A 25,588-nucleotide genomic window follows, 5' to 3' on the forward strand; every position below is an offset into this window, starting at 1 on the left:
ACAGTTTGGCTTATCATTACGGATTGTTCATTTTTGACCAGGAAGTCCTACCGTGATCAAGCATATCGTGATGTGGAAACTGAAAGACCATGCAGAAGGCGCCGACAAGGCCACCAACCTGCTCAAGATGAAGGCCTTGCTGGACAGCTGCGCCAACGTGGTGCCGGGCATCCTGAAGTTCGAAGCCGTGCTGGCCCAGCCGGGCCTGGAAGCCACCTACGATGTGGTGCTCTATTCGGAATTTGCTTCGCGTGAAGCCCTGGACGCCTACCAGGAACATCCGGACCACGTGGCCATCAAGCCCTTCATCGGTGCCGTGCGCGAAGCGCGCCAGTGCATGGACTACGAAATCTGAGGCAGGCATGAGTCTGCCCATCACCGAGGTATTCCCGCAGGGGAATCCGTACCTGGAAGCGCTGGGCGTGCAAGTGCTGGAATACGGCGATGACCGCGCCGTCATGGCGCTCACGCTCAAGCCCGAGTTCATGAACAGCTGGCACGTGGCCCAGGGCGGCATCAGCATGACCCTGCTGGATGTGGCCATGGGCCTGGCGGCGCGCTCGGGGGCGCCGGATGCCAAATCCTCGGCCACGGTCGAGATGAGTACCAGCTTCCTGCAACCGGCCGGACATGCCGGCGAAACCATCATCGCGCGCGGCCATACCTATCATCGCTCCACGACGATATGCTTCTGCCAGGCGGAACTGTTCAATGGCGATCGCCTGGTGGCCAAGGCCATGGGCACCTTCAAGCTGATCCGCCGGCTGGACATCTCGCGCAAGCTGGATCACGAGTGAGCCGCGGCCGGCGTTCTTTCCCTACTTTGCTGGAATACCCCACATGAACATCATCACTGGCAGCTGGGACGAGCTGCGCGCCCACGCCCAACCCATCCGCTTCGAGGTCTTCGTCGACGAACAGAAAGTGCCGGCCGACATCGAGCTCGACGACATGGACCCGCATTGCGTGCATGCGGTGGCCTATGACGAGGCCGGCCAGCCGCTGGCCACCGGCCGCTTGCTGCCGGATGGCCACATCGGCCGCATGGCCGTGCGCAAGGCCGGACGCGGACGGGGCGTAGGCGGGGCAGTGCTGCAGGTGTTGATCGCGGCGGCGCGCGCGCGCGGCGATGCCGAGGTCATCCTTAATGCGCAGAACCACGCCGAGGGCTTCTACCAGCGCTACGGCTTTGCGCGCGAGGGCGAGCCGTTCATGGAAGCCGGCATCCCCCACATCACCATGCGCGCCCGGCTGCAAGGGGCGGCCGGTTAGGGCCTGTTCAGGCCGGTGAGGCTGGGGTTGCCAGCGGCTTGATCTCGTGCAGTTTGAAGTAGCACAGCTGGGCGCTCAGGTCGCGCGCCCGCTCGGCCACCACTTCGGCGGTGGTGGCCAGTTCCTCGGAGGCGGCGGCATTGCGCTGGGTGGTGTCATTGAGCTGCATCACCGCTGAACCGATCTCCTGCACCCCTTCCTCCTGCATGCGTGCCGACAGCGTGATCTGGTTGATCTGCTGCGAGGCCTCGCGAATGCCGTTGAGCGTGCCGGCGGCCAGGCGCTGGCTGGTCGCTTCGGCCAATTCCACGCTTTGCTGGGCAATCACGCTGATCTCCTGGGCGCTGCCCTGGCTGCGCTCGGCCAGTTTGCGGATTTCAGCGGCCACCACCGAGAAACCGCGTCCATGTTCACCGGCGCGCGCTGCTTCGATGGCCGCATTCAATGCCAGCAGATTGGTCTGGTAGGCGATGTCGTCGATCACGCCAACCTGGCGCGCGATGCCGCGCATGGCGGCTACCGTGCTTTGCACGGCTGCGCCGCTCTGGTCGGCATCGGCCGCTGCGTTCAGCGCAATCTGGTCGGTGCGGCGCGCATGTTCGCCGGTTTGCTGGATGGCCAGGCTGATGCTGCTGATGGCGCTGTGGACTTCCTCCACGGCGGCAGCCTGTTCGCTGGAGGCACTGGCCAGCGCATGGGCGGTGGCATTGAGCTGGCGCGCAGAGTCGCCCAGGGACTGGGTGAGCAGGGTGACGCTGCGCATGATGTCGGTCAGCCGGTCGCGCATGCCGTGCATCGCATAGAGCAGGCTGCTGCGGTCGCCACGGCGCAAGCTCACGGGCACACCGAGATTGCCGTCGGCAATCTGGTGCACGATGTGGGCGGCATAATCGGGCTCGCCGCCCAGCTGGCGGCGCAGGCTGAGGATGATCCAGAGCGCGATGGCCACGCCAATGGCCAGGGCCAGGCCGGCCATTTGCAGGTTGTGGGTCCGCAGTTGCCGGTAGTCGGCCAGGGCGGCTTCATAGGAGTTGCGCGTAAAACTCTCCTGCAACTGGCCCAGCTTGGCCAGTTGGGTCGCCAGGCCCGCCAGTTCGCCGGTCAGCGCGGTCCATCGGCGATTGGCTTGCAGCGGCTCGTTGCTGCGCAGCAGGTCCTGCACTTGCGCGCGTTGGGCGACGTAGCGCCGCCAATTCTGCTCGAAACGTTCTGCCTCGGTTTGCTCCTCCGGCTCCAGCCGGGTCGCCCGGTAGGCCTGCCAGCCTTGCTCGAAGGCGGCGTCCAGTGCCGGAATGCGTTCCAGCAGGGGCTTGATGCGATCGCTGCTGCTGCTGTCGTCACCGGCGGGAGCAGGGACATTGGCCATCATCAGGGCGCGGCCCATGACGTCGCGATTGAGGTAGAGGGCGTCGCGTACTCGGGCGATGTGGATGAGCGCCATGGTGCGGTCTTCATAGACATAGCGCAGCTTGTCATTGCTTGAGGCCATGCCCTGCATGTCGCGCCAGGCCAGCAGGAGCACGCTGCCGCACAGTACCGCCACCAGGATGGCCAGGCGCGCGGTGACCGTCAGTTTTCGTTGCACGATGTTTTCCTTGTGAGTGCCGACTGGGTCCGGAGCAAGAGTTTCCGTTCAGTCCAGCACAGAATATAGCGAATCTTGTTGCTATGCAGAATGAAGAATAAAGCTGTTTGCCTGCCTCTTTAGTGACGCTATGTGGTTTCCCACAATACCCGCCCGGAAATGACTGCGAGATACTTGCGGCCGAACCGGGGAGGGGGAGTTCTCCCGGACAAACAATAAGCACCCGCCAGAACGGACGACGATCCGACAATGGCAGGCGGCAGGTCTCCACGGACCCGCCGGTCATCCATGTTTCAAGGAGAAAGCACTATGTCGGCGCAAAAACCGCCCCTTTACAAATCCCTGTATTTCCAGGTCCTGTGTGCCATCGTGATCGGTATCGCGCTGGGCCACTTCTATCCGTCCACCGGTGAAGCCATGAAGCCGCTGGGCGATGGCTTCGTCAAGTTGATCAAGATGATCATCGCGCCGGTGATCTTCTGTACCGTCGTCATCGGCATCGCCGGCATGGAAGACATGAAGAAGGTCGGCAAGACCGGCGGCCTGGCCCTGCTGTATTTCGAAATCGTCAGTACCGTGGCCCTCATCATCGGCCTGTTGCTGGTGAACTTCCTGCAACCGGGCGTGGGCATGAATGTCGATCCCGCTTCGCTGGATACCAAGAGCATCGCCGCCTACACCGCGCCGGGCAAGATGGGTTCGGTGACCGACTTCGTGCTGGGCATCATCCCCACGAGCATGGTGGACGCCTTCGCCAAGGGTGACGTGCTGCAGGTGCTGCTGGTGGCCGTGCTGTTCGGCTTCGCGCTGCACAAGTTCGGCGGCCGCGGCACGCTGGTGTTCGACTTCATCGAAAAGATCTCGCACGTGCTGTTCTCGGTGGTGGGCGCGATCATGAAGGTGGCCCCGATCGGTGCCTTCGGTGCGATGTCCTTCACCATCGGCAAGTACGGCGTCGGATCGCTGTTCTCGCTGGCCAAGCTGATGGGTACCTTCTACCTGACCTGCCTGCTGTTCATCTTCGTGGTGCTGGGTATCATCACCCGCCTGCACGGCTTCTCGATCTGGAAGTTCGTCAAGTACATCAAGGAAGAACTGCTGATCGTGCTGGGTACGTCGTCCTCGGAATCGGTGCTGCCGCGCATGCTGGCCAAGATGGAAAACGCCGGTGCCAAGAAGACCGTGGTCGGCCTGGTGATCCCGACGGGTTACTCCTTCAACCTGGACGGCACCGCGATCTACCTGACCATGGCGGCCGTGTTCATCGCCCAGGCGACCAACACCCCCATGACCTTCGTGCAGGAACTGACGCTCCTGGGCGTGCTGTTGCTGACCTCCAAGGGTGCAGCCGGCATCACCGGTTCGGGCTTCATCGTGCTGGCGGCGACCCTGTCGGCCGTGGGCCACGTGCCGGTCGCCGGCCTGGCGCTGATCCTGGGTATCGACCGCTTCATGTCGGAAGCCCGCGCGCTGACCAATACCATCGGCAACGGTGTGGCCACCCTGGTGGTTGCCAAGTGGAGCGGTGAACTGGACAGCGAGCGCCTCAACAAGGTCTTGAACAACGAGACCGTGGAAGACGCACAAGCACCGGAAGCGATCCTGGATCGTACGGAAGCCAAGATGCATCACTAAGCAGGGAGGCGGGAAACATTCCCGCACTCGTTGCCTCATCGGCCCCATCCCCGCGTCTTGATTGGCGTGGCGATGGGGCCGATGTTTTATGGCCGCACTGCCTGCATCACGAAATCCACAAACGCCCGCACCCGCGCCGACAGATGGCGATTGTGCGGATACAAAATGGAGAAGCGCCGGGTGCGGTGTCCGGCTGACTGCAGCACTTCCACCAGCTCGCCGCGTTGCACGGCCGATTGTGCGATGAAGTGATAGATCTGGAACAAGCCCCCGCCCGCGATGGCCCAGTTGACGCAGCCCAGTACATCGTCATGGATGCGTTGCCGGCTCTGGAAATGGAAATCCATGTCGCGTCCCTGTCCGTCCTTGAAGATCCACGGCATCGCGCGCCCGGTGCTGGGCAGGATGAACTGGATGCAGTCATGCTCCTTCAGTGCTTCCACGCTGGCGGGCGTGCCACGCCGCGCCAGATAGGAGGGCGCCGCAAAGACGCCCAGCGTGGCTTCCTCCAGCGTATGGGCGATCAGCCGCGAATCCTGGGGCACGCCCAGGCGGATGGCGAGGTCGTAGCCCTCTTCGACGAAGTCGATCACGCGGTTGGCGATGCTCAGTTCCACTTCGATCTGCGGGTAAGCCGCCTGGAAACGCGGCAACAGCGGCAGCAGCCGGTAGTGCGCGTAGGGCGTGCCGACGCTGATGCGCAGGGGGCCGCTGGGCACTTTCTGCTGGCCGGTGAGGATGCGTTCGGCCTCGGCGATCTGTTCCAGCGCCTGGCGGCATTGTTCGTGATACAGCTCGCCCTCGCGGGTCAGCCGGATCTGGCGCGTGGTACGGGCGAACAGGCGTACACCCAGTCTGGCCTCCAGCCGGCTGATGGAACGGCTCACCGAGGCCGGCGTCACCCCCAGCGCCTCGGCGGCGGCGGTGAAGCTGCCCAGTTCCGCCGCCTTGCAGAACAATTCGATACTGCCTAGCTGGACCGGGTCGAAGTGGCGCATTTGTTCAGTGAGGTAATGAATGATTTGAGTTGGAGGCAGTTTATCTTCGATGGTGATGGGAATAAAGTGGTGGCCAGCGTGGTAATGCTGTTTTTATGCAGATGCCATCCCTCCCTCGTGAAGAAAGGAACAACATGAAAAAGCCCAATATCCTGATGATCGTCACCTCCAGCAGCCGCATGGGCGATACCGACAAGCCGACCGGCCTGTGGGCCGAAGAGCTGGCGGCGCCGTACTACGCCCTGGTGGATGCCGGTGCTTCGGTGGTCATCGCGTCCACCGCCGGTGGCCGGGCACCGATCGATCCGGGCAGCGTCAAGCCGCAAGGCCAGAACGATGCCATCGTCGAACGCATGCTGGCTGACGAGGAACTGCAGCAACGCATCGCGGCCACGCGCCCCCTGGGCGAGATCGAAGTCGCCGCCTTTGACGCCGTGTTCTTCCCCGGCGGCCACGGCACCATGTGGGACCTGCCCACCGATGCCAACGTCAAGAAGACCGTCGAAAGCGCCTATGCCGCCGGCAAGTTCATTGCTTCAGTCTGCCACGGTGCCGCTGGCCTGGTCTCGGCCGTGAAGGCCGATGGCAAGCCGATGGTGGCCGGCAAGCGCGTCAATTCCTTCACCGATGCCGAAGAGCGTGAAGTCGGACTGGCCGAAGTGGTGCCCTTCCTGCTGGAAAGCCGTCTGCGTGAGCTGGGGGGTGTCTTTGAAGGGACCGACAACTGGCAGGTGTTTGCCATCCGTGATGGCCAGCTGATCACCGGCCAGAATCCGCAGTCCTCCGAACGTGTGGCAGAGATGCTGCTGGAAGCGCTGGAACTGGGCGCCTGATCGTCGACGCTGCCGGGAAGAACCAAGGGCTGTCCGCTGGCGGGCAGCCTTTGTCTTTTTCACCTGCGTGGGCGGTCGGGCCAGCTGGTTTGCCGGGACGAATGGCACAGGCGAAAAAAAAGCCCACGACCTTGCGGTGTGGGCTTCAATCCAATTCTTTAGGAGGAAATTGGAGGAGACAGGTGTAACTTTACTGCTCCGCACCAAATTCAGCCAATTTATCTTTCGTATATCAGATATTCGATTTGCTTATTTCTTGATGTGCTCATGTGAAGCCGCGTAATCAGGCTGGGCGCACGGTCTCGTCCTGCAGACCGTCTCTTGGTGAAGTTTCCTGCACGCGTGGTTTGCACGCAATCTTGCAAGCCTTGTCCGTGGCCGGCTCGGCACTATATTGCATCGCCATAGGATCGACCACATGCTCGGTCAACACCGGTTCACCGACGATGGGCACGCGCAGCACCGTCGAACAGCGGGTGCCGTAGTCCGGGGAGCGGATGAAGATGGGCGAGAGCATGCGCTCTTTTTCCAATCCCACCCCGGTATCGGGCAAGCGGCAATCATTGGCGCGGGTGCCGTCGGTGAGCATCTCGAAAAAAGTCTCTTCCGGCGCGCCCTGGCACAGCAGGCTGGCGAATTGCGCCTTGGCACGGGTGAGCTTGGGCCAGGGGGTGTCCAGCAAGGCGTTCGATACCCCATAGACGCCATATTCGAGGGGCTGTCCGTTGCGCGGATCGTCCTGCCCCCGGTTGGAATACCACACCATCGTTTCCCGGTTGCCCAGCAGCAGGTTGAAGCCGTTGTAGCGCTGCGCCTGCGGTTCGATCTGGCGCAGGTAGGCTTGTGGATCGAGGTCGCCGGCGAGATAGTCGGCCACCAGCTGCCCACGTGTGGGAGCGTCGGCGCGTCGCTCCGAAGGCGCGCGCACATTGGTGAGCGCCGCAAAACGTCCGTCCCGGGTCACGCCCAGCCAGGTGCCGCCCCCTTGCAGGTCGCGCCCGGCATAGACCTGGGGATGGTCGGTCCACCAGCCGGCATCGGCGGCGGGGCGGGCATAGAATTCGTCACGGTTGGCCGCCAGGATGAGAGGCATGCCGGGGATGACTTTCCAGGCGAAGATGATCAGGCACATGGCGCGACATCCTCGAACTGTTCGACGTGGCGTTCGCCGCGGATGAGGGCAGCGGCGCCGGAATCCTCCAGCGCACGGTCCAGGGTCCGCGTGAAGTCTTCTGCCGAAGCCGGCAGGATGCCCTGGTAGATTTCCATCCAGGTCTGCAGGCCGTCCTGTTCCCCGGGACGGCGCTTGAGCGCGCCAGCGATACCCAGGCGCGCTTGCAGCATGGCTTGCACGCCCTTGATCTTGCCGAAGAGGGGCGTCGCGTGTGCGCGGTCGACCCGGTAGTAAATGTAGAGATCCATGGTTGCGTCCCTATGGCTGCACGGTAGCGAAGGCGCGCCGCTTATTGCGGATCGGCCAGCTCATAGGGAAGCGTGTGGAAATGCAATGCCGGGCCGTCGGCCGCACCCAGGTGCACGGCATCCTCGGCGGCGGCCAGCTTCATTTCCACCAGCGCCAGTGCATGGTCCGCGTCCAGTGCTTCGGCATTGACGACCATACCGCAGGGCTGCCCCGGATCGGCGGCCGCAAAGACTTCCTGGCCGGCGCGCACCCCGGCGCTGGCGATGGTGGCTAGCATGGTGCGGCGCTTGAGCTTGCCCAGGTACTGGCTGCGCGCCACGATTTCCTGGCCGGGATAGCAGCCCTTCTTGAAGTTGACGCCCCCGATCAGCTCGAAATTGATCATTTGCGGCACAAACTGCTCCTGCGTGGCTTGCACGATCCCCGGCACGCCGGCACGGATCTCCGAGAGCCGCCAGGCCAGGCTGGCCGTGGGCGTCAGGTGCTGGGTCAGCTTGGGCCAGGCGGCGGTGAGTGTATCGACCGCGGCGATCCACTGATAGCGCGCACTGCCGGCGGCATCGGCCAGTCGGATCAACGTGCCATGGCTGTTGTCGATCTTGCCGTAGGGGGCTGCCGGCAGGACCGGGAACCACTCCGCCAGCGCATTGGTCGTGGCCGGTCCAACCAGACCCAGTATCGCCCGCTCATCGCTGGCATCAGCCAGTTTGGCCTTGGCCCGCATGACGAACATCTGCAGGCGCTTCTGGATCGCCGGCTGCAGGCTGCGCGGCAATTGCAGCCAGATGGCCTGCTCGTCGCGCCACATCAGGAAGGTCGCCAGCAGGCGGCCCTTGGGCGAGCAATAGCCGGCCAGGCGGGCGGCGCTGCCGTCGAGCTGTTGCACATCATTGGTGAGCTGGCCGTGCAGGAAACTGGCGGCGTCTTCGCCGGTGGCAGTGATCAGGCCCAGGCTGGTGAGCGGGCTCATGAAGCTTTCCAGGCTTTGCGGTGCCAGGGCGGTAGCACCGAAGCCGGTTACGTCGGCACTCTCGGCGTCGAACTGGGCGCCTTGTTGCGCCAGGAAGTCACGCCAGCCGGAGTGCGAGGAGGTCATTTCTGTCATAGGAAATCTTTTACGGATTACGTCTTGCCAGGTCGGTCTGTCCGGCAAATTAGGCAACTGTCGTGCCAGCGATTATCATTGATGCCTCGATTATAGTGATCTCCGAAAAATCGCGTCGGAGCAACAAGGATTTCGCCTCTGGTATGAAGAAGTTATTTGTGACATTGCTGGTGCTGGCGGCCCTGGTGGCGGGGGCGGGCGTGTATTGGTCCAAGCAGCCCATCGTCGACCCCAGCGGCCAGGTCATTGCCTTCACGATCACGCCGGGTGCCGGCGTCAATGGTGCCGCCCAGCAGATCGCCGCTGCCGGCGTACCGGTCAACCCCGACCTGTTTGCGCTTTACGCACGCCTGTCCGGCGAAGGCGGCCGCATCAAGGCCGGCAGCTACGAGATCAAGCCCGGCTACACGCCGCAGCGCCTGCTGCTGCAACTGGTACGCGGTGAATTCGCCCAGGAAGCGCTGACCGTCATCGAAGGCTGGACCTTCAAGCAGATGCGCAAAGCCATCGCCGATCAACCCGCCCTGAAGCATGACACCGCCACCTGGACCGACCAGCAGATCCTGGCCAAGCTGACCAACGAGTACACCTATCCGGAAGGCCTGTTCTTCCCCGATACCTATCTCTTCGCCAAGGGGGCCAGCGATATGCAGGTCTACAAGCAGGCCTTCGCCCTCATGAGCAAGAAGCTCAACGAAGCCTGGGCACGGCGCGATCTCTCGCTGCCGTACCGCACACCCTATGAGGCACTGACCATGGCCTCCATCGTCGAGAAGGAGACCGGGCAGAAATCCGAGCGCGGCATGGTGGCCGGGGTCTTCGTCAACCGCCTGCGCACCGGCATGCTGCTGCAGACCGATCCGACCGTCATCTACGGCATGGGCGACCGTTACCAGGGCAAGATCCGCAAGGTCGACCTGCTCACCGACACACCCTACAACACCTATACGCGCGCAGGGCTGCCGCCCACGCCGATTGCCTTGCCCGGAGCGGCCTCCTTGGCCGCCGCCTTGAACCCGGACAAGACCGAGGCCTTATACTTCGTGGCGCGCGGGGATGGCACCAGCCATTTCTCCAGCAACCTGAACGAGCACAACCAGGCGGTGAACCGCTACCAGCGTTGAGCCGGTCTTTCTTTTACGTTTTATTCATTGAGTAGCGATACCTTCATGGCATCAGGCAAATTCATCACCTTCGAAGGCATCGACGGCGCCGGCAAGTCGACCCATATTCCTTTCGTCACTGATCTGCTGCGCCAGCGCGGCCTGGCCGTGGTCGCCACCCGCGAACCCGGCGGCACCGACCTGGGCGAGCGCCTGCGCGAACTGGTCCTGCATCACAAGATGCACCTGGAAACCGAAGCCCTGCTGATGTTCGCCTCGCGCCGCGAACACCTGGCCCAGGTCATCGAGCCGGCGCTGGCGCGCGGCGACTGGGTCATCTCGGATCGTTTCACCGACGCTACCTTCGCCTACCAGGGCGGTGGCCGCAAGCTGGCGCTGGACAAGCTGGACAGCCTCGAACAATGGGTCCATCCCCATCTGCAACCGGACCTGACGCTGCTCTTCGATGTGCCGCTGGAAGTGGCGCGGGCGCGTCTGGATGCCGAGCGCACGCTGGACAAGTTCGAGCAGGAAAAAGCCGACTTCTTCGCCAACACCCGCGCCGAATACCTGCGCCGCGCCGCGCAGTTCCCGCAGCGTTTCCGCCTGATCGATTCCACGCGTCCCATCCCGGTGATCCAGGAAGAACTGCGCGCCATCGTGGCAGCGCTGTAAGGGAGGCTGCATGTCCGTGACTTCTTCCGAGGTATTGCTGCCCTGGCAGGGCGAGAGCTGGCGCCAGCTGCAGCAGTTGCGCGAGCGCTTGCCGCATGCGCTGCTGTTCTATGGGGCGGCCGGTACCGGCAAGACGCAGTTCGTCGAAGCCTTCGCCAAGTCCCTGCTGTGCGAATCGCCCACCCCGGAAGCCCATGCCTGCGGCGTGTGCGCCTCCTGCACCTGGTTCTCGCAATCGAATCACCCTGACTACCGGCGCGTGCGCCCCGAAGTCCTGGACGATGAGACCGCTGAAGACGAGGCAGGTGAAGAAAAGAAAACTGCCAAGGCCAGCAAGGCCCCCTCCAAGGACATCAAAATCGACCAGATCCGTGCGCTGGCCGATTTCATGAACGTGTCGACCCACCGCTCGGGCTTGCGGGTGGTGATGCTCTATCCGGCCGAAGCGCTCAACACGGCAGCGGCCAACGCCCTGCTCAAGACGCTGGAAGAGCCGCCGCCGGGCACCATGTTCCTGCTGCTGTCCAACCGCCTGGACCGGCTGCTGCCGACCATCCTGTCGCGCTGCCGCAAGTTCGCCCTGACCGCGCCCGGCCATGATGAGGCGCTGGCCTGGCTCAAGCAGCAGGGCGTCAAGGATGCCGATGCCTGGCTGGCCGAGCAGGGCGGAGCACCGCTGGCCGCGCTGGAAGCCGCCCAGGGCGAGGGCCGTGAAGCGTTGGATGAATTGCTGCGCCACCTGGCCCAGCCGGGCGTTGACGGTGCCTTGCGGGCCGCCGACAAATTGCAGAAGACGCCGGCGGCTGACCTGGTCGGCTGGGTGCAGCGCTGGCTGTACGACTTGCTCTCGCTGAAGTCGGCCGGGGTGGTGCGCTACTACCCGCGTTATGGCAAGGAACTGGGACGTCTGGCCGAGCGGGTCGATGTGCTGGCGGTGTCCAAGGCCTTGCGCGGCATGGGCGATCGCCGCGCCATCGCCGATCATCCCTTGTCGGCCAAGTTGTTCATTGAAGAAATGCTGATCGATTACGCGCGGCTCTTCGACTGACGCTGCGCGTGTTGCATGCAAGATCGTCCGGCTTCCCCTGGAGGGGACGCCGGGCGATTTTTTTGGACAATCCTGCAGGCCCGTTAGAAGGCGACCGAGACTGAGGTAGTGAAGGTACGCGGATTGCCTGCGACCAGATAGCCCGAATTGGAGGCTCCGCCGGCCGATTGCCAGTAATTGCGGTTGGCCAGGTTTTCGATGGCCGCGCGGAAGGTGACGGCGCGTCCACCGATGTCGGTCAGGTAGCGTGCGCCGAGGTCATAGCGGACCCAGGACGGCACTTCCAGCTGGTTGGCTGCATCGACGTACTGGGTCGAGGTATAGGTGGCGCGACCATTGACGGTCAGCCCACGCACGCCCGGTACATCGACTTCCAGACCGGCGTTGGCCTGCATGGTGGGCACCCCGATCGCATACTTGCCATTGTTGACGCCGCCGCTGGTCTGTACCTGCTTGGCATCCAGGAAGGTCAGGCCCGACAGGAGGCGCACACCCTTGGCGAGCTCGCCATAGGCCGTCAGCTCCACGCCCCGGTTGCGCTGCTTGCCGTTGGTGGATTCAATACGCGTGACGGCATCCTTGTAGGACAGCGGCCGGTCGGTAGTGAAGAAAGCTGCGCCCAGGCCCAGCCCTCCCAGTTCATATTTGACGCCGACTTCCTTCTGTTTGGATTTGTAGGGGGAGAGCACCTGCCCGTAGTTGGCGGCGGTGGTGTCGGTGATCTGCTTGCCTTGCTGCAGGCCCTCGATGTAGTTGCCATAGAGGGAAAGATTCTTCGCCAGCCGGAACACCACACCGGCCATCGGCGAGGTGGCGCTCTGGTCGTAGTGCGCAGTGTTGAGGTGGGTGTTGTAGGCGTAGGTGTCCGACTTGAGCTGTTGCTGGCGCACGCCGACGGTCACCAGCAGGCGGTCGTCGTAGAACCCCAGGGTATCGGAGACCACGGCACTGAGCAGATTGGTCTTGATGGTCGTCTGCGGATCGGCCAGGCTGTTGCCCAATGTAGTCAGGGCCGGCCGGGCGTAGCTGCTGGGGTTGTAGAGGTTGGTGGCCAGCGCATAGGAGGGCGACAGGCCGTAGGCATTGCGCGAGTCAAGTGAATACGCCGAGGCAGCTGCCACCAGCTTGTGGGAGACCGTACCGGTCTTCAAGCTGGTGCGCACGCCCACTTCGCCGGTGGCGACGTCGTCCTGGCGGGCGTTGTCGAAGCGGTAGGTGGAGGCCGCGCCGGTACTGGCATTGTTCACGCGCACGCCTGACAGCGAATTGTTTTCCGTTCCCTGGCGCGCGCCGAAGGCCGCCCAGGCGGTGGTGCTGGAAGACAAGTCCCACTCGCCGCGCACGGTGCCGAAGATGTCGCGCGCGTTGGAGTACGACCAGGGCTGGGCATAGTTGGCCGAACCGCTCGGGGCCGCAGGCAGGCTGGTCAGTCCGCTGCCCAGGGTGACGCTGGGGCGCATGTTGTTGAGGTTGTTTTCCTGTATGCCCAAGTCCGCCGAGAGGCGGAAGTCATTGCCGCGATAATCCACGCCCAGCGAGAACAGGTTGGTCTCGCGTTTCTCGTTGTCCACGCCCGTACCGCCGGCATGGCGCGCGACATTGACGCGCACGCCGATACGATCTTGCGGACCGAAACGGCGCGAGACGTCCAGTGCGGCCGATTTGCTGTTGCCGGAACCGTAGCCCAGGGTCACATCAGTGAGCGGTTCGTTGGCGGCGCGCTTGGGAACGATGTTGATGGTCCCGCCCAGGCCGGCATCGCCCGGGGTGGCGCCATTGAGGAAGGCGCTGGCGCCGTACAGGACCTCGACCCGTTCCATCATCTCGGCGGCCACATACTGGCGCGGCAGGATGCCGAACAGGCCGTTGTACATCAGGTCGTCCGAGTTGGCGATGAAGCCGCGGATCATGTACGACTCCTGGAAGTTGCCAAAGCCGCGCGTGGTCCGCACTACGGGATCATTCTTGAGCACGTCGCCCACGCCTTGGGCCTGCTGGTCGGCAATGAGCTGCTGGGTATAGGCCACCGAACGGACCGGGCTGTCCAGGTTGTCGACATTGCCCAGCACGCCCAGGCGACTGCCGCGCGCCACCTGGCCCCCGGCAAATTCGGCCGGCAAGCCATCGGCGGAGGCATCCGCCGATGCATTGACCGTCACGGTAGGCAGCGGCTGGGCAGCGGAAGTCGCAGCTGCAGTGGCGCTGCCGGTCTCGGCAGTCTGCGCCAGTGCCGGCAGCGGAACGAAAAAGGCCAGCGCCAGGGCGGCAGCGAGCGGATGGAGGCGGGGAGAAGCAACTGGAGTCATGACGATTCTTTCAGGAATTTCAGCGAGAAATGAACGGTTGAAAGCGAAACGGCGCCAAGTATAAGTGCAAATCGTTATCATTAGCGTTCAATATTTCACTTTCTGCGTGGTTTGCATGAAAGGTTTGTCACCTGTGCATCTTTTGCTGTCCGACGGTAGTCGACGCGTGCGCTCTCCAGGCAGGCCGGACCGCTGCGGCAAATCGCCGCGCCCGATGGGAAGCGGGGCAGCGGATCGTATAATCCGGGCATGACGTCTCTGACCTCCTTCTTCATTCCCGTACAGGATCAGGTGAACCAGCCCCAGCACCTGCTGCTCTCGCGGCTGTACTGGCTGCGCTGGGCCATGGTGGCCGGCGAGCTGCTGGTGTTGGCGGGGGCGCATGCCTGGCTGCATATCGTCTTGCCCCTGCCGGCGCTGCTGGCCTTGATCGCCCTGCAGGCCCTCATCAACGCTGCCACCTGGCTGCGCATGCGCTGGGCGCGGCCGGCCGAGCAGGCCGAACTGTTCATGCAATTGCTGCTGGATGTGGCGGTATTGACGGCGCTCCTGTATTTCTCGGGCGGCTCGACCAATCCCTTCGTTTCCTTCTACCTGCCGGCACTGGCGGCAGGCGCAGCCACGCTGGCCTGGCCCTATGCCTTGCTGCTGGCCGTGTGCGCGCTGGGGTGCTACTCGGGGCTGGTGTACTTCTACCAGCCGCTGCACATCCACGACCACGGGCAGGCGATGGCCTATCACCTGGCCGGGATGTGGATCAATTTCTCGATCTCGGCCTTGCTCATCACCTGGTTCGTCAGCCGTATCGCGGCCGCCGTGCGCTTGCGCGACGGGCAGCTGGCACAGGCACGCGAGCGCCAGCTGCAGAGCCATCGCATCGTCGCCCTCGGTACCCAGGCCGCTGGCGCCGCCCATGCGCTCAATACGCCGCTGTCCACGGTGGCCGTGATCGCCGGGGAACTGCGCCGTGACATGGCCAGCAATGCCGCGCTGGCGGCCTATGAGGAAGACGTGCGCGTGGTTGAGGAGCAGATCGCCGTCTGCAAGGCCGCCTTGGAAAACATGCGGCTCGACGCCGATGCCCAAGCGCGCAACGAAGACAGCGCGCCCATCACGCCCTGGCTCACCAGCCTGCTGGAGGGCTGGCGGTTGCGCCATCCGGCCGTGCTGCTGGCGGCCGAGGTGCATCAGCCGGGCTGGCAGGCCAGCCAGTTGCAGGACCTCTCACAGATCCTGCTGACCTTGCTGGACAACGCCGCCCACGCCGTGCGCGGCCTGGGCCACCGCGGCGAGATCCGCATCCGCCTGGCGCCGGACGAGGCGGGCGAGGGCGGATCTGCCACCGCCGGCAAGGCGGGGCGCACCATGGCCATCATCGAGGTCTCCGACAATGGCGCAGGCATCAGCCCGGAGCTGTTGCAGCGCCTGGGCCACGGGCCGGTGGCCAGCAGTTCGGGCGGCTCCGGCATCGGGCTGATGCTGGCCTCGGCCAGTGCCACCCACCTGGGCGGCAAGCTCAAGCTGCGCTCTTCACCGGGGCAGGGCACGGTCGCGCGATTGTGCTTCCCCCTGGTGTGAGCCCCCACTTTTCATTCTCCTGGTTTTACGGATTTCCTCATGAGCGCCGCCTTCCTGATCCTCGATGACAATGACGTCTTTGCCAGCACGCTGGCACGTTCGCTGGCACGGCGCGGCTTTCGTGCCGTCGTTGCCCATAGCGGCGAAGAGGCGCAGGAAGCCGCACGCCGCGAACGCTTCGATTACGTCACCATCGACCTGCAGCTGGAGAAAGATTCCGGCTTGCAGTGGGTCGCGCCGCTGCGCCAGGCGCTGCCGCAGGCGCGCCTCCTGGTGCTGACCGGCTATGCCAGCATCGCCACCACGGTGCAGGCCATCAAGTCCGGCGCCGACAACTACCTGGCCAAGCCGGCCAATGTGGATTCCATCCTCTCGGCACTGTCCTACGTGGCCGAAGGCGAGGCGGTCGCTGAGCCGGCATTGCCGGTGGAAGAAGCCTCGCCGTTGTCGCTGGAGCGCCTGGAATGGGAGCACATCCAGCGCGTGCTGGCCGAGCATGAAGGCAATATTTCCTCGACGGCGCGGGCGCTGAACATGCACCGTCGCACCCTGCAGCGCAAGCTGGCCAAGCGGCCGGTGGCGCGCTGAGCGGCCATCGCCGCGCCCTGTAACGAAAGGTAAGCACCCGCCAAGCAGGGGCGACAGCCTGTCGGCATGGCTTTACAATAGCGGCCATGTATATCGATTCCCATTGCCACATCAATTTTCCCGACCTGGCCGCGCGCTTGCCCGAGATCTTCGGCAAGATGGCCGAAAACCAGGTCAGCCATGCCCTGTGCGTGTCGGTGGACCTGCCGGATTTCCCGCAGGTGCTGGCCCTGGCCGAGCAGTATCCCAACGTCTACGCCTCGGTCGGCGTGCACCCGGACTACGAAGACACCCCCGAGCCGACGCTCGATGAGCTGATCCGCCTGGCTGACCATCCGCGCATCGTCGCCATCGGCGAAACCGGGCTGGATTACTACCGGCTGCAGGGCGACCTGGAATGGCAGCGGGAGCGCTTCCGCACCCATATCCGCGCCTCGCGGGCAACGGGCAAGCCGCTCATCATCCATACCCGCTCAGCCTCGGAAGACACCATCCGCATCCTGCAGGAAGAGGGTGCCAGCCCGCAGGCGGGCGGCGTGGCCGGTGTCATGCATTGCTTCACGGAATCGCAGGCGGTGGCCGATGCGGCCATCGAGCTGGGCTTCTATATCTCCTTCTCCGGCATCGTGACCTTCAAGTCGGCCAAGGACCTGCAGCAAGTCGCCCGCACCATTCCGCTGGAGCGCATGCTCATCGAAACCGATTCGCCCTACCTGGCACCGGTCCCTTTCCGGGGCAAGACCAACGAGCCGGGTTACGTCCGCCATGTCGGTGAATTCATCGCCAACCTGCGCGGCATCAGCGCGGCCGACGTGGCGCGCCAGACCTCTGACAATTTCTTCAAGCTGTTCGGAATCAAGCCATGACCCTGCTGGAAAAGCTGCGCGCCCGCTTCGGCGGCATCGGCCGTATCGTCCTATATACCTCGCTGCTGTTGCCGGGGGCCGCTCGCGCGGGTGCCTATGAAGATTATTTCCAGGCCATCCGCATGGACAACGTCTATTTCCTCAAGCAGCTGATGCAACGCGGCATGGGGCCCAACCTGATCGAGCCCAAACGTGGCTATACCGGCCTGATGCTGGCCATCCGTGAAGATTCGATGAAGGCCTTCGACGTGCTGGTCAATGCGCCCGATGTGAACCTGGAAGCCCAGGCCACCAATGGTGACACGCCGCTGATGCTGGCCTCCTTCTACGGCAATATCCCGGTCGTGAAGCTGTTGCTGGCGCGCGAGGTCGAGGTCAACCGGCCCGGGTGGACCGCCCTGCATTACGCCGCCATCAATGGCAGCTCGGAGATCGTCAAGCTGCTGCTGGATGCCTCGGCCTATGTCGATGCCGAATCCCCCGACGACAAGATGACACCCGTCATGCTGGCCGCCATGCGCGGCCGCGTTGCGGCCGTGGAAGTGCTGCGCGACAACGGCGCCGACCTCACGCTCAAGAACAAGGATGGCTTGACCGCCATGGACCTGGCCCGGCGCTACGGGCAGGAGGGCGTGATCGACGTGCTCAACGTCAAACCGCGCCAGTAAGCCCGCCGCGCATACGCCTGGGCAAAAAGAAACGTCCCGGCCACCTCGCGGTGGACCGGGACGTTTTTCATGGACAGCCGCTTCAGCGCACCAGGATCTGCGGACCAACGTCCTGGATGTCCTTGGTGCCGGTCAGGGCCATGCTGACGTCGAGTTCCTTGCGCATGATCTCCAGCATTTGCGACACGCCCTCACCGCCCATGGCGCCGAGGCTGTAGAGGAAGGCGCGGCCGATCATGGTGCCGCGTGCGCCCAGGGCGACCGCCTTCAACACATCCTGGCCGGAACGGATGCCGCCGTCGAACCAGACTTCGATCTGGTCGCCCACGGCTTCGGCAATGGCCGGCAGGGCTTCGATGGAGGACATGGCGCCATCGAGCTGGCGGCCGCCGTGGTTGGAGACCACGATGGCATCGGCACCGCTTTGCACGGCCAGCTTGGCATCTTCCACATCGAGGATGCCCTTCAGGATCAGCTTGCGACCCCATTGCTGCTTGATCCAGGCGACGTCTTCCCAGTTCAGGGTCGGGTCGAACTGGCTGGCGGTCCACTTGGACAGTGTCTGCACGCCGCCGGCCCCTTCGCCGCCCTTGATGTGGCCGGCCAGGTTGCCGAAGGTCTTGCGGCCACCCAGGGCACGCAGCGCCCAGCCAGGCTTGCTGGCCAGGTCGAGCAGGGTGTCCAGGGTCAGCTTGGGGGGCACGGACATGCCGTTTTTCAGGTCCTTGTGACGCTGGCCGAGGATCTGCAGGTCCAGCGTCAGCACCAGGGCCGAGCACTTGGCGGCCTTGGCGCGGTCGATCAGGGATTGCACGAAACCGCGGTCGCGCATCACGTAGAGCTGGAACCAGAAGGGTTTGGTGGTCACGCTGGCGACGTCCTCGATGGAGCAGATGCTCATCGTGGAGAGGGTGAAGGGGATGCCGAACTTTTCGGCCGCGATGGCCCCCAGCATTTCGCCATTGGCCCACTGCATGCCGGTCAGGCCGGTGGGCGCGATGGCGACCGGCATGGTCACGTCGTGGCCGATCATGGTGCTGCGGGTGCTGCGCTCGTCGACGTTGATGGCCACGCGCTGACGCAGTTTCAAGGAGGCCAGGTCGCGGCTGTTGGCGCGATAGGTGCTCTCGGTGTAGGAGCCGCTGTCGGCGTAATCGTAGAACGCCTTGGGAACGCGCTTCTTGGCCAGCAGGCGGAAGTCTTCGATACAGGTCATGACCGGCATGGTGTTTTTTCTCCGTTATTTTTGGGTGCGGCCGGGGCCGCCGTGTGTTGGGATTGCAGGCAGGTACCGAAATCGGGCTGCGGACAAGGGATTGCTCAATGCCCGTTATGCTAGTGCATACCTGCCGGGCTTGGGGTGAATCCCTTTGCCACCACCCATGAAAATTTTACGATCAGGCCGCCAGCAGCCGCGCCGCTGCCATGCCACTGCGCACCGCGCCTTCCAGGGTGGCAGGATAGTCCCCGGCCACATAGTCCCCGGCCAGTGCCAGTCCGGCGGGCATGCCGGTATTGTCGGGACGCTGCAGGCCGGGGGTGCAGGCGAAGGTGGCGCGCTTTTCCGTGATGACGCGGCTCCAGCCGGGCGTGGCCAGGGCCGTATCGCCGAAGTCGCTCGCCAGTTGGCGCGTGATGCCGTCGGCAAGGGCCGCGTGGCCATCGGCGATGGCCTGGCCGGCAGCGCTGACGACGACAGCCAGCAAGCCCGCCTCGCCGCCCAGTTGCCCACGGTCAAACACGAACTGGCCCCAGGCCTGGCGTTGCGCATCATCGGCCAGCGCCAGGAAGGGGGCCGGCAGGCGCACGCCGGGCGGGTACTGCAAGTAACAGGTGGTGATCGGTTCGTGTTCCAGTGCCTGCAGGAGCGCCGTGTCATGCAGGCCGTCCAGCAACTGCGCGGCGGCGTCGGGGCCGGTGGCCAGCACCACCCCGGCGAATTCGCCCAGGCTTTCAGCGGCCCGGTCTTCCAGCCGCCAGCTGCCCTCGTCATTGCCCGGCAGCAGGCGTGCCACGGCCACGCCGGCCTGCACCAGACCGCCGCGCTTGCCCAGATAGGCCGCGGCCGCATCGGGCAGCAACGCGCCCAGGTCGACGCGGGGAATCAGCATGTCGGAGGCAGCGCGGCGCGCGCCCAGGCTGTCGCGCAAGACTTTCAGGAAGACTTGCGCCGAAGCCCGTTCCGGCGGCGTATTGAGCGCGGCGATGCACAGCGGACGCCACATCAGGCGGATCAGGCGCGGGGTCTGTTCATAGCGTTGCAGCAGCTCGGCCACACTGCAATCCTGGTGCAGCTGCCAGCCCATCCAGCGTGCCGTGGTGGAAAAGCGCGCCAGCGCCATCTTGTCTTCGCGCGCCAGCCCCTTGGCCCGCAGCAGCGCCACCGCTACATGCCAGGGCGCCGGCAGGCGGGGTGCCACGAAATCCATGCCCTCAGCCCCGGTGGCCAGCGGATAGCGCATCTGCAAAGGCAGGCGCAGCAAGGCGCTGGCCGGATCGACACCAACCTGTTTCATCAGCGCCAGCGTGGAGCGATAGGCCCCCAGCAGGATGTGCTGGCCGTTGTCGAGTGCGCGGTCGTCCAGCTCCACCCGGCGTGCGCGCCCGCCCAGGGTACGCGCAGCCTCGAACAGGCTCACCCGATGGCCCGCGGCAGCCAGCGCCACGGCAGCGGCACATCCGGCCCAGCCGGCGCCGATGACCGCGTAATGGCGCGGGGCGCTCATCGGGAGATGGCCCGGTCAGCCGAAGACATAGGTCTTCCAGGCCAGCCAGAGCTTGCGGATGGGGGTGAGCGAGATGCGCTGGTTGAGCACGTGGTAGCCGTCACGCGTGATCTCGTCGAGCAGGGTGCGATAGATGGCGGCCATCATCAGGCCGGGGCGCTGGGCGCGGCGGTCTTCCTTGGGCAGCAGGGCGAAGGCTTCGTCATAGACGGCCTGGGCGCGCTCGACCTGGAACTTCATCAATGCCTCGAAGCGCTCGCTGTGGCGGGCGTTGAGGATGTCGGCGGCAGTGACGTTGAATTGCTGCAACTCATTGACGGGCAGGTAGATGCGGCCCTTGCGGCCATCCTCGCCGACATCGCGGATGATGTTGGTGAGCTGGAAGGCCAGTCCCAGCTTTTCGGCGAAGAGCAGGGTGCCGGGCTGGGTATGGCCGAAGATGCTGGCCGAGAGCACGCCCACCACGCCTGCCACATGCCAGCAGTAGCGCTGCAGGCCGGGATAGTCGAGGTAGCGGGTCTGGTCCAGGTCCATTTCCATGCCATCGATGATGGCTTGCAGGTGTTCGCCCTTCAACTGGTAGGTGGCCACGTGCGGATGCAGGGCCTTGGTCACCGGGTGCGTGGGCTGGCCTTCCAGCATGGCGGCGATTTCCTTGCGCCACCACATGAGCTTGGTGCGGGCCACCATGGCGTCTTCGATTTCATCGACGGTATCGTCGACCTCGCGGCAAAAGGCGTACAGCGCCGTAATTGCCAGCCGGCGCTGCGGCGGCAGGAACAGGAAGCTGTAATAAAAACTGGAACCGCTGGCGGCGGCCTTCTGCTGGCAGTATTCGTCTGGAGACATGGATGCGTGGCGGGCGGTTGAAGCATGGGGCAGGCGGCCTGATGGCCCCCTGCGGCAAAGGCGCTATGCTAGCCGAGTGCGCCCGGCAGGGCAAATGCCGCCTGTGGCTGACCCGCTCTTGAAACAGTGCCTCCAAGCCCTCTATTGCGGGGCCCGGCGTTGTCCATTAAGCTCGGGTCAAGCGCATTCCGGAAAAACAAATTCACATGACATCAAATCCGGATGAATTCTGCCGTTAAGCTATGCAGACGTGGCGCAGCGTCGGATACACCCGGCGCAGGCGCGGCACATCGGCAACCCCGGTCATCGACGATGGCCCCCTGGAGGCTGGAGACACTATGGACAGACTGGAAATTTTTCGCAACATCGCCTCGCAGGCGGGCCGCGGCGAGCTGGTATTCCCGGCCAACGTGAGCGCATCGCTGAAGCTCCAAAAGGCCCTGGCCGACCCGGAATGCCACCTGGAGCTGGCCGCCAAGCTGGTGATGGCCGAGCCGCTGGTCTCGGCGCGCACCGTGGCCATCGCCAATTCGGCGGCCTACAACCGCTCCGGCGGCGAGATCAACAACGTGCGGGCGGCCGTGATGCGGCTGGGCTTCCGTACCCTCAACACCATCACTACCTCGGTGATCGTGCGCCAGCTGGGCCGCACCATCAACAACCCCGGCATGCGCATCAAGTCGGCCCAGCTGTGGGAGCACTGCGCCCACGTGGCGGCCACCGCCTATGTGCTGACCTCCAAGCTGACCAAGGCCGATCCGGAGACGGCGATGTTTGCCGGCATCGTGCATGAAGTGGGCGGCTTCTACCTGCTCTCGCGCACGGATGACTTCCCGGGCCTGCTGGATGGTGGCACCGAGGACTGGATGGAATACGGCGAAAAGATGATCGGCCGCGCCGTGCTCAAGAAGCTGGGCGTGCCGCAGCCGGTGGTCGACGCCATCGAATCCCTGTGGCATGGCGTGCGGGTGCTGCCGCCCCAGACCATCGGCGACGTGCTGCTGCTGGCCAAGGAATTGTCGCCAGTGCCTTCGCCGCTGCAGCGCACTGCCGTGGCTGAAGCCGGCATCGGTGGCGAGAACCTGGTGGATGACTATATCGGGGACCGTTCGCTGCGCGAGATGCTGGATGATTCGGAAGAACAGATCCGTACCCTGACCGCCGCCTTGCTGGTCTGAAGCTGCGCGCCGCCGTTTGTTGTTGGTTTGTTGTTGAAGCCCCGCCTGGCCGATGCGCCGGACGGGGTTTTTTCATTGCCGATCTGGCTTAGCGGGTCAGCCCGCGCCAACCCACGATGAGCCAGTCCGTCTTGCCCAGCTTGGGGCGCCGGCCGAACACATCGCCTTGTACCGCCTCGATGCGTTCCAGGATGCGCAGGCCACCTTGCACCACCATGCGCAGTTCCAGCCCGATGCGGCCCGGCAGGCGGCGCGCCAGTGGCGCACCGGAGAGCATCAGCGTGCGCGCCCGGGTGAGCTCGAACTGCATGAGCTGCTGCCAGCGCTGGTCGCTGCGGGCTTGGGCGATGTCGGTTTCACTGACCCCGAAGCGCTCCAGGTCTTCGAGCGGCAGGTAGATGCGCGCCTTTTGCCAGTCGATGGCGACGTCTTGCCAGAAGTTGATGAGCTGCAAGGCGCTGCAGATGGCATCCGAGTCCCGGATGTTTTCTTCATTTGCTCCGCCGTACAGGTGAAGCATCAGGGTTCCTACCGGGTTCGCGGAGCGGCGGCAGTAGTCCAGCAGGTCCGTATAGCGGGGGTAACGGGTAGTCACCACATCCTGGCGGAAGGCCGAGAGCAGGTCGCGGAAGGGTTGCAGCGGCAAGTCATGCTCGGCAATGGTCTGCTGCAGCCGTTTGAAGATGGGGTGAGTGCAGGGTGACTGCTGCGCGATCAGGTCGAGCTGGGCCTCATAGGCATGCAGGGCGGCCAAGCGCTCCTCGGGCTGGGCCTCGCCTTCATCGGCGATGTCGTCGGCGCTGCGGGCAAAGGCATAGATGGCCGTGACCGCCGGGCGCAGGCGGGCCGGCAGCAGCAGCGAGGCCACCGGGAAGTTCTCGTAGTGATCGACGGCCATGGGAGATCCGGCTTGCTGGACGCGGGCGGCTCAGTCGAACTTGTCCTTGAGCAGCGCCTCGATGGTGGCGATGCGGGTTTCCACCGTCTCCAGCAGGGCCTGGGGCATGGTGCCCCCGGCATTCAACTGCGCGGCCAGCGAACGGGCGATGCCCATGGCGCCTGCGGTGAACTGCTTGCCATCCTTGGACAGCACGGCCGCGGCCGTGAAGAGGGTGGAGAACAGGATCTGGTCAGCGGTGTTGTTCTCGATGAACTTGTTCAACAGCGCGTTGTGGCTTTGCTTCAAAGCGTCGAATTCTTCCTGGGTGGGCATGGGTGGTCCTCCGATGGTGAGACTGCGCGGCAACCCGGCCGGCAAAGGCGCGGATTGTAGCAGTTAAGGGCTGCAGGACGGTGAATTGAACCGTGAGGATGGCCGGATGAAGGTGGTTGCGGCCCGAAATGAAGCTTCCTGCGGGCAAGCCAGGGATGCCGCCCTGGGACGGCATCCCTGTTCAGGCTTGGTGAAGTTTTATGTCGAAACCAGCCGAATTTTCCTGGCTCAATGCGTGACGGCCAGCAGCACCTTGCCATCGCCTCCCTGGGTGGTCGGCCAGCTGGTCTGGGTGGCGGACGGCGCGGCAAAGCTGGCCATGGCCTGCACCAGCTTGTCGATGTCGGTGTCGTAGAGCGTCTTGCCGTCGGTGGTCTTGATGCGTTCGACGTGGTTCTCGCTGCCTGTGCCCTGGTACCAGTCCTTCACCAGTACCTCGTCGGTACCGCCCAGCACATCGATGCGCAGATCGTTGCCGGCCTTGCTGAACCAGAGATTGGTCTGCTTCGCGTCGCTGAAGGTGAGCGTATCGAGGTTGCCCTGGGTGGCATCGTGGTCGTAGAGCACGTCCTGTCCGTCGCCCTTGGCAAAGGTGTAGCTATCGTTGCCGGCACCGCCGATGAGCAGATCGTTGCCGCGCCCGCCGGTGAGGAGGTTGTTGCCGCGATTGCCGACCAGGATGTTGGCGAGTGCATTGCCGGTGGCGTCCAGGTCCTGGTTGCGCAGCTTGATGGGATCGTCGGTGGTGACGGTATCGGCCCCGTAGACGCTGGTGGCTTCGCGCAGGCGCTGCAGGGAGACGAAGCGGCACATGTCGCTGGACAGGCCGCGTCCCGAGTCGGCGATGTAGAACCCCACCGTCTTGCCGGTGGCCGCCGAACAGGCCACGCCGGTCACGGTGATGGCGTGGTCGCTGGTGTCCTCGTTCGCTTCGTGCAGGTCCCATAGCTTGCTGGCACTGACGCTGATGATGACGCCCTTGCCGTCCTTGATGCTTTGGGCGACTGCCGCGAGATCGACTTGCTCGTCGATGGTGGAGGCAAAACCGAAGTCCTGCAGCAAGGCCTGGCGGTCGTCTTCCGAGGTGGCGCCACGCATGTCGGCGGACTCGGCGGCGGTATCGCAGAGGTTTTCCTTGATGCCGCGCTGGACGACTTCCTTTTCCGAAGCCGCATGGCCGCCCATCAAGGTGACGTTGGCTACGCTGGTCTCGCCGCAGGTTCCCCAGTAGCCCTCGACTTCACCGCCCTGGTCGTAATCCAGCTGGTACGAACGCGGCATGCCATAGACCAGCACATTGACGCCATTCCCTTTCAAGTGCGCCATGGAATGGCGTTGTGATGCGGGGCAGGTCTTCGCGCGCGGCGTCCTGCCCCGGGGACCTGTTTCCTGCCGCACGGGCCACGGACTGTGGCTGGATGGGCAGGTCTTGTTTTGTTGGTCCCGCAGGGATTCAATCGGATTGAAATACTTCAGTAAATCGCACGAAAGTGCCGTTTGCTGGTTGGCAAGCTGAAGCAAAAGGGAAAATGCCAACCTGAGGCAACCAAGGGTCGCTCAAAGAGGTGCGGGTGGGCTCAGCTGGGGTGTGCAGCTCAAAACGCGCAAGAGGGGAGGCGTGACTTTTTCTTCACACCGTGGTCGTGGGTGGCGGCAGGAGCCAGGCGGAGCAGCCGGGATCTGCCGCTTGAGGGCGTGCAATGTGACGGCTGGTCGGACTTCGGCGATGGTGTTCGCCTGGTCAAATCGGAGATCCGAAACGGATGGTCTGGTGCGAGGAGGGGCTCGAAGCGCTGCTCAGGCCCCTCTGGATATTGGCAAGCCCGTCTGTTCGTAAGCGTGGCCTGTTGATTTGCTCGCAGAATTGACCCTCTCCATCTGACCCACCTTCCACCGCCTTCCGAAGGCTGCGACGCGGTCGTACGACCCCTTATAGCCT

At 64.2% G+C, this 25,588-nt stretch carries 25 protein-coding genes; 13 read left to right on the plus strand and 12 right to left on the minus strand.

Annotated elements, in window-relative coordinates; translation table 11 throughout:
* Positions 1-52 precede the first annotated feature (52 nt).
* From CEJ45_RS02165 to CEJ45_RS02175, 3 genes are read left to right on the plus strand one after another with little or no spacing between them, the layout of a single operon-like run.
* Complete coding sequence (locus CEJ45_RS02165; protein WP_088753589.1) at positions 53-355, plus strand: Dabb family protein; 303 nt, start codon at positions 53-55, stop codon at positions 353-355.
* 7 nt (positions 356-362) lie between these two features.
* Positions 363-797 (plus strand): PaaI family thioesterase, encoded by a 435-nt coding sequence (locus CEJ45_RS02170; protein ID WP_088753590.1) that lies wholly within the window; start codon positions 363-365, stop codon positions 795-797.
* Between the two features lie 43 nt (positions 798-840).
* Positions 841-1,272, plus strand: a complete 432-nt coding sequence (locus tag CEJ45_RS02175; protein ID WP_088753591.1) for a GNAT family N-acetyltransferase — start codon at positions 841-843, stop codon at positions 1,270-1,272.
* Positions 1,273-1,279: 7 nt separating this feature from the next.
* Here CEJ45_RS02175 and CEJ45_RS02180 read toward each other — a convergent pair whose 3' ends face one another.
* Positions 1,280-2,857, minus strand: coding sequence for a methyl-accepting chemotaxis protein (locus tag CEJ45_RS02180; RefSeq protein ID WP_088753592.1), 1,578 nt, complete (start codon positions 2,855-2,857; stop codon positions 1,280-1,282).
* Positions 2,858-3,166: 309 nt separating this feature from the next.
* Between CEJ45_RS02180 and CEJ45_RS02185 the strand changes: the two genes are divergently transcribed.
* Entirely contained in the window at positions 3,167-4,492 is a 1,326-nt protein-coding gene (locus CEJ45_RS02185; RefSeq protein ID WP_088753593.1) for a dicarboxylate/amino acid:cation symporter, read from the plus strand.
* A gap of 86 nt (positions 4,493-4,578) precedes the next feature.
* On the opposite strand, the gene CEJ45_RS02190 is transcribed toward CEJ45_RS02185, so the two are convergent.
* Positions 4,579-5,490 carry a LysR family transcriptional regulator gene (locus tag CEJ45_RS02190; protein ID WP_154135496.1) on the minus strand — a complete coding sequence of 304 codons (912 nt, stop codon included), beginning with the start codon at positions 5,488-5,490 and terminating at the stop codon, positions 4,579-4,581.
* 134 nt (positions 5,491-5,624) lie between these two features.
* Here CEJ45_RS02190 and CEJ45_RS02195 point away from each other — a divergent pair, with 134 nt between their 5' ends.
* Entirely contained in the window at positions 5,625-6,323 is a 699-nt protein-coding gene (locus tag CEJ45_RS02195) for a type 1 glutamine amidotransferase domain-containing protein (protein ID WP_088753595.1), read from the plus strand.
* 283 nt (positions 6,324-6,606) lie between these two features.
* Here the strand turns inward: CEJ45_RS02195 and CEJ45_RS02200 are convergent, their stop codons facing one another.
* Genes CEJ45_RS02200 through ygfZ form a run of 3 tightly spaced genes read right to left on the minus strand, consistent with a single transcriptional unit; the run spans position 6,607 to position 8,851 of the window.
* Entirely contained in the window at positions 6,607-7,455 is an 849-nt protein-coding gene (locus CEJ45_RS02200; protein WP_088753596.1) for an NRDE family protein, read from the minus strand.
* Positions 7,446-7,745, minus strand: a complete 300-nt coding sequence (locus CEJ45_RS02205) for a DUF4936 family protein (RefSeq protein WP_088753597.1) — start codon at positions 7,743-7,745, stop codon at positions 7,446-7,448. Before CEJ45_RS02205 ends, CEJ45_RS02200 begins: the two co-directional genes overlap by 10 nt.
* A gap of 41 nt (positions 7,746-7,786) precedes the next feature.
* A complete protein-coding gene (ygfZ, locus tag CEJ45_RS02210) occupies positions 7,787-8,851 on the minus strand; it encodes a CAF17-like 4Fe-4S cluster assembly/insertion protein YgfZ (protein ID WP_088753598.1) in 1,065 nt (354 codons plus the stop codon).
* Between the two features lie 143 nt (positions 8,852-8,994).
* Between ygfZ and mltG the strand changes: the two genes are divergently transcribed.
* Genes mltG through CEJ45_RS02225 form a run of 3 tightly spaced genes read left to right on the plus strand, consistent with a single transcriptional unit; the run spans position 8,995 to position 11,677 of the window.
* Positions 8,995-9,975, plus strand: coding sequence for an endolytic transglycosylase MltG (gene mltG, locus CEJ45_RS02215; RefSeq protein ID WP_088753599.1), 981 nt, complete (start codon positions 8,995-8,997; stop codon positions 9,973-9,975).
* A 45-nt stretch (positions 9,976-10,020) separates the two neighbouring features.
* Positions 10,021-10,629: a dTMP kinase gene (gene tmk, locus CEJ45_RS02220; RefSeq protein ID WP_088753600.1), complete on the plus strand. Its 609-nt coding sequence runs from the start codon at positions 10,021-10,023 to the stop codon at positions 10,627-10,629.
* Between the two features lie 10 nt (positions 10,630-10,639).
* A complete protein-coding gene (locus CEJ45_RS02225) occupies positions 10,640-11,677 on the plus strand; it encodes a DNA polymerase III subunit delta' (RefSeq protein ID WP_088753601.1) in 1,038 nt (345 codons plus the stop codon).
* Positions 11,678-11,760: 83 nt separating this feature from the next.
* On the opposite strand, the gene CEJ45_RS02230 is transcribed toward CEJ45_RS02225, so the two are convergent.
* Complete coding sequence (locus CEJ45_RS02230; RefSeq protein WP_088753602.1) at positions 11,761-13,983, minus strand: TonB-dependent receptor; 2,223 nt, start codon at positions 13,981-13,983, stop codon at positions 11,761-11,763.
* A gap of 249 nt (positions 13,984-14,232) precedes the next feature.
* On the opposite strand from CEJ45_RS02230, the gene CEJ45_RS02235 reads away from it, so the two are divergent.
* From CEJ45_RS02235 to CEJ45_RS02250, 4 genes are all read left to right on the plus strand, one after another.
* Entirely contained in the window at positions 14,233-15,561 is a 1,329-nt protein-coding gene (locus CEJ45_RS02235) for an ATP-binding protein (protein WP_088753603.1), read from the plus strand.
* A gap of 39 nt (positions 15,562-15,600) precedes the next feature.
* Positions 15,601-16,149: a response regulator transcription factor gene (locus CEJ45_RS02240; RefSeq protein ID WP_088753604.1), complete on the plus strand. Its 549-nt coding sequence runs from the start codon at positions 15,601-15,603 to the stop codon at positions 16,147-16,149.
* A gap of 86 nt (positions 16,150-16,235) precedes the next feature.
* Positions 16,236-17,015, plus strand: a complete 780-nt coding sequence (locus tag CEJ45_RS02245) for a TatD family hydrolase (protein WP_088753605.1) — start codon at positions 16,236-16,238, stop codon at positions 17,013-17,015.
* Positions 17,012-17,683 (plus strand): ankyrin repeat domain-containing protein, encoded by a 672-nt coding sequence (locus tag CEJ45_RS02250; protein ID WP_034331576.1) that lies wholly within the window; start codon positions 17,012-17,014, stop codon positions 17,681-17,683. Before CEJ45_RS02245 ends, CEJ45_RS02250 begins: the two co-directional genes overlap by 4 nt.
* An 82-nt stretch (positions 17,684-17,765) precedes the next feature.
* Here the strand turns inward: CEJ45_RS02250 and CEJ45_RS02255 are convergent, their stop codons facing one another.
* From CEJ45_RS02255 to hpnD, 3 genes are all read right to left on the minus strand, one after another.
* The gene (locus CEJ45_RS02255; RefSeq protein ID WP_088753606.1) at positions 17,766-18,908 is read right to left on the minus strand and encodes an alpha-hydroxy acid oxidase; all 1,143 of its coding nucleotides are present in this window, start codon (positions 18,906-18,908) and stop codon (positions 17,766-17,768) included.
* Positions 18,909-19,080: 172 nt separating this feature from the next.
* On the minus strand, positions 19,081-20,409 hold the full coding sequence (gene hpnE / locus CEJ45_RS02260; RefSeq protein ID WP_088753607.1) for a hydroxysqualene dehydroxylase HpnE: 1,329 nt from the start codon (positions 20,407-20,409) through the stop codon (positions 19,081-19,083).
* Positions 20,410-20,424: 15 nt separating this feature from the next.
* Positions 20,425-21,258, minus strand: coding sequence for a presqualene diphosphate synthase HpnD (gene hpnD / locus CEJ45_RS02265; protein WP_034331572.1), 834 nt, complete (start codon positions 21,256-21,258; stop codon positions 20,425-20,427).
* A 338-nt stretch (positions 21,259-21,596) separates the two neighbouring features.
* On the opposite strand from hpnD, the gene CEJ45_RS02270 reads away from it, so the two are divergent.
* A complete protein-coding gene (locus tag CEJ45_RS02270; RefSeq protein WP_088753608.1) occupies positions 21,597-22,436 on the plus strand; it encodes an HDOD domain-containing protein in 840 nt (279 codons plus the stop codon).
* Positions 22,437-22,524: 88 nt separating this feature from the next.
* Here CEJ45_RS02270 and hpnC read toward each other — a convergent pair whose 3' ends face one another.
* The 3 genes from hpnC to CEJ45_RS02285 form a co-directional block, all read right to left on the minus strand.
* Positions 22,525-23,334, minus strand: a complete 810-nt coding sequence (hpnC, locus tag CEJ45_RS02275; RefSeq protein WP_088753609.1) for a squalene synthase HpnC — start codon at positions 23,332-23,334, stop codon at positions 22,525-22,527.
* A gap of 30 nt (positions 23,335-23,364) precedes the next feature.
* Entirely contained in the window at positions 23,365-23,649 is a 285-nt protein-coding gene (locus CEJ45_RS02280; protein ID WP_088753610.1) for a hypothetical protein, read from the minus strand.
* Between the two features lie 228 nt (positions 23,650-23,877).
* Positions 23,878-24,975 (minus strand): calcium-binding protein, encoded by a 1,098-nt coding sequence (locus tag CEJ45_RS02285; protein ID WP_241517263.1) that lies wholly within the window; start codon positions 24,973-24,975, stop codon positions 23,878-23,880.
* Positions 24,976-25,588 lie beyond the last annotated feature (613 nt).

The organism is Herbaspirillum aquaticum (assembly GCF_002213425.1).
Taxonomy (GTDB): domain Bacteria; phylum Pseudomonadota; class Gammaproteobacteria; order Burkholderiales; family Burkholderiaceae_D; genus Herbaspirillum; species Herbaspirillum aquaticum.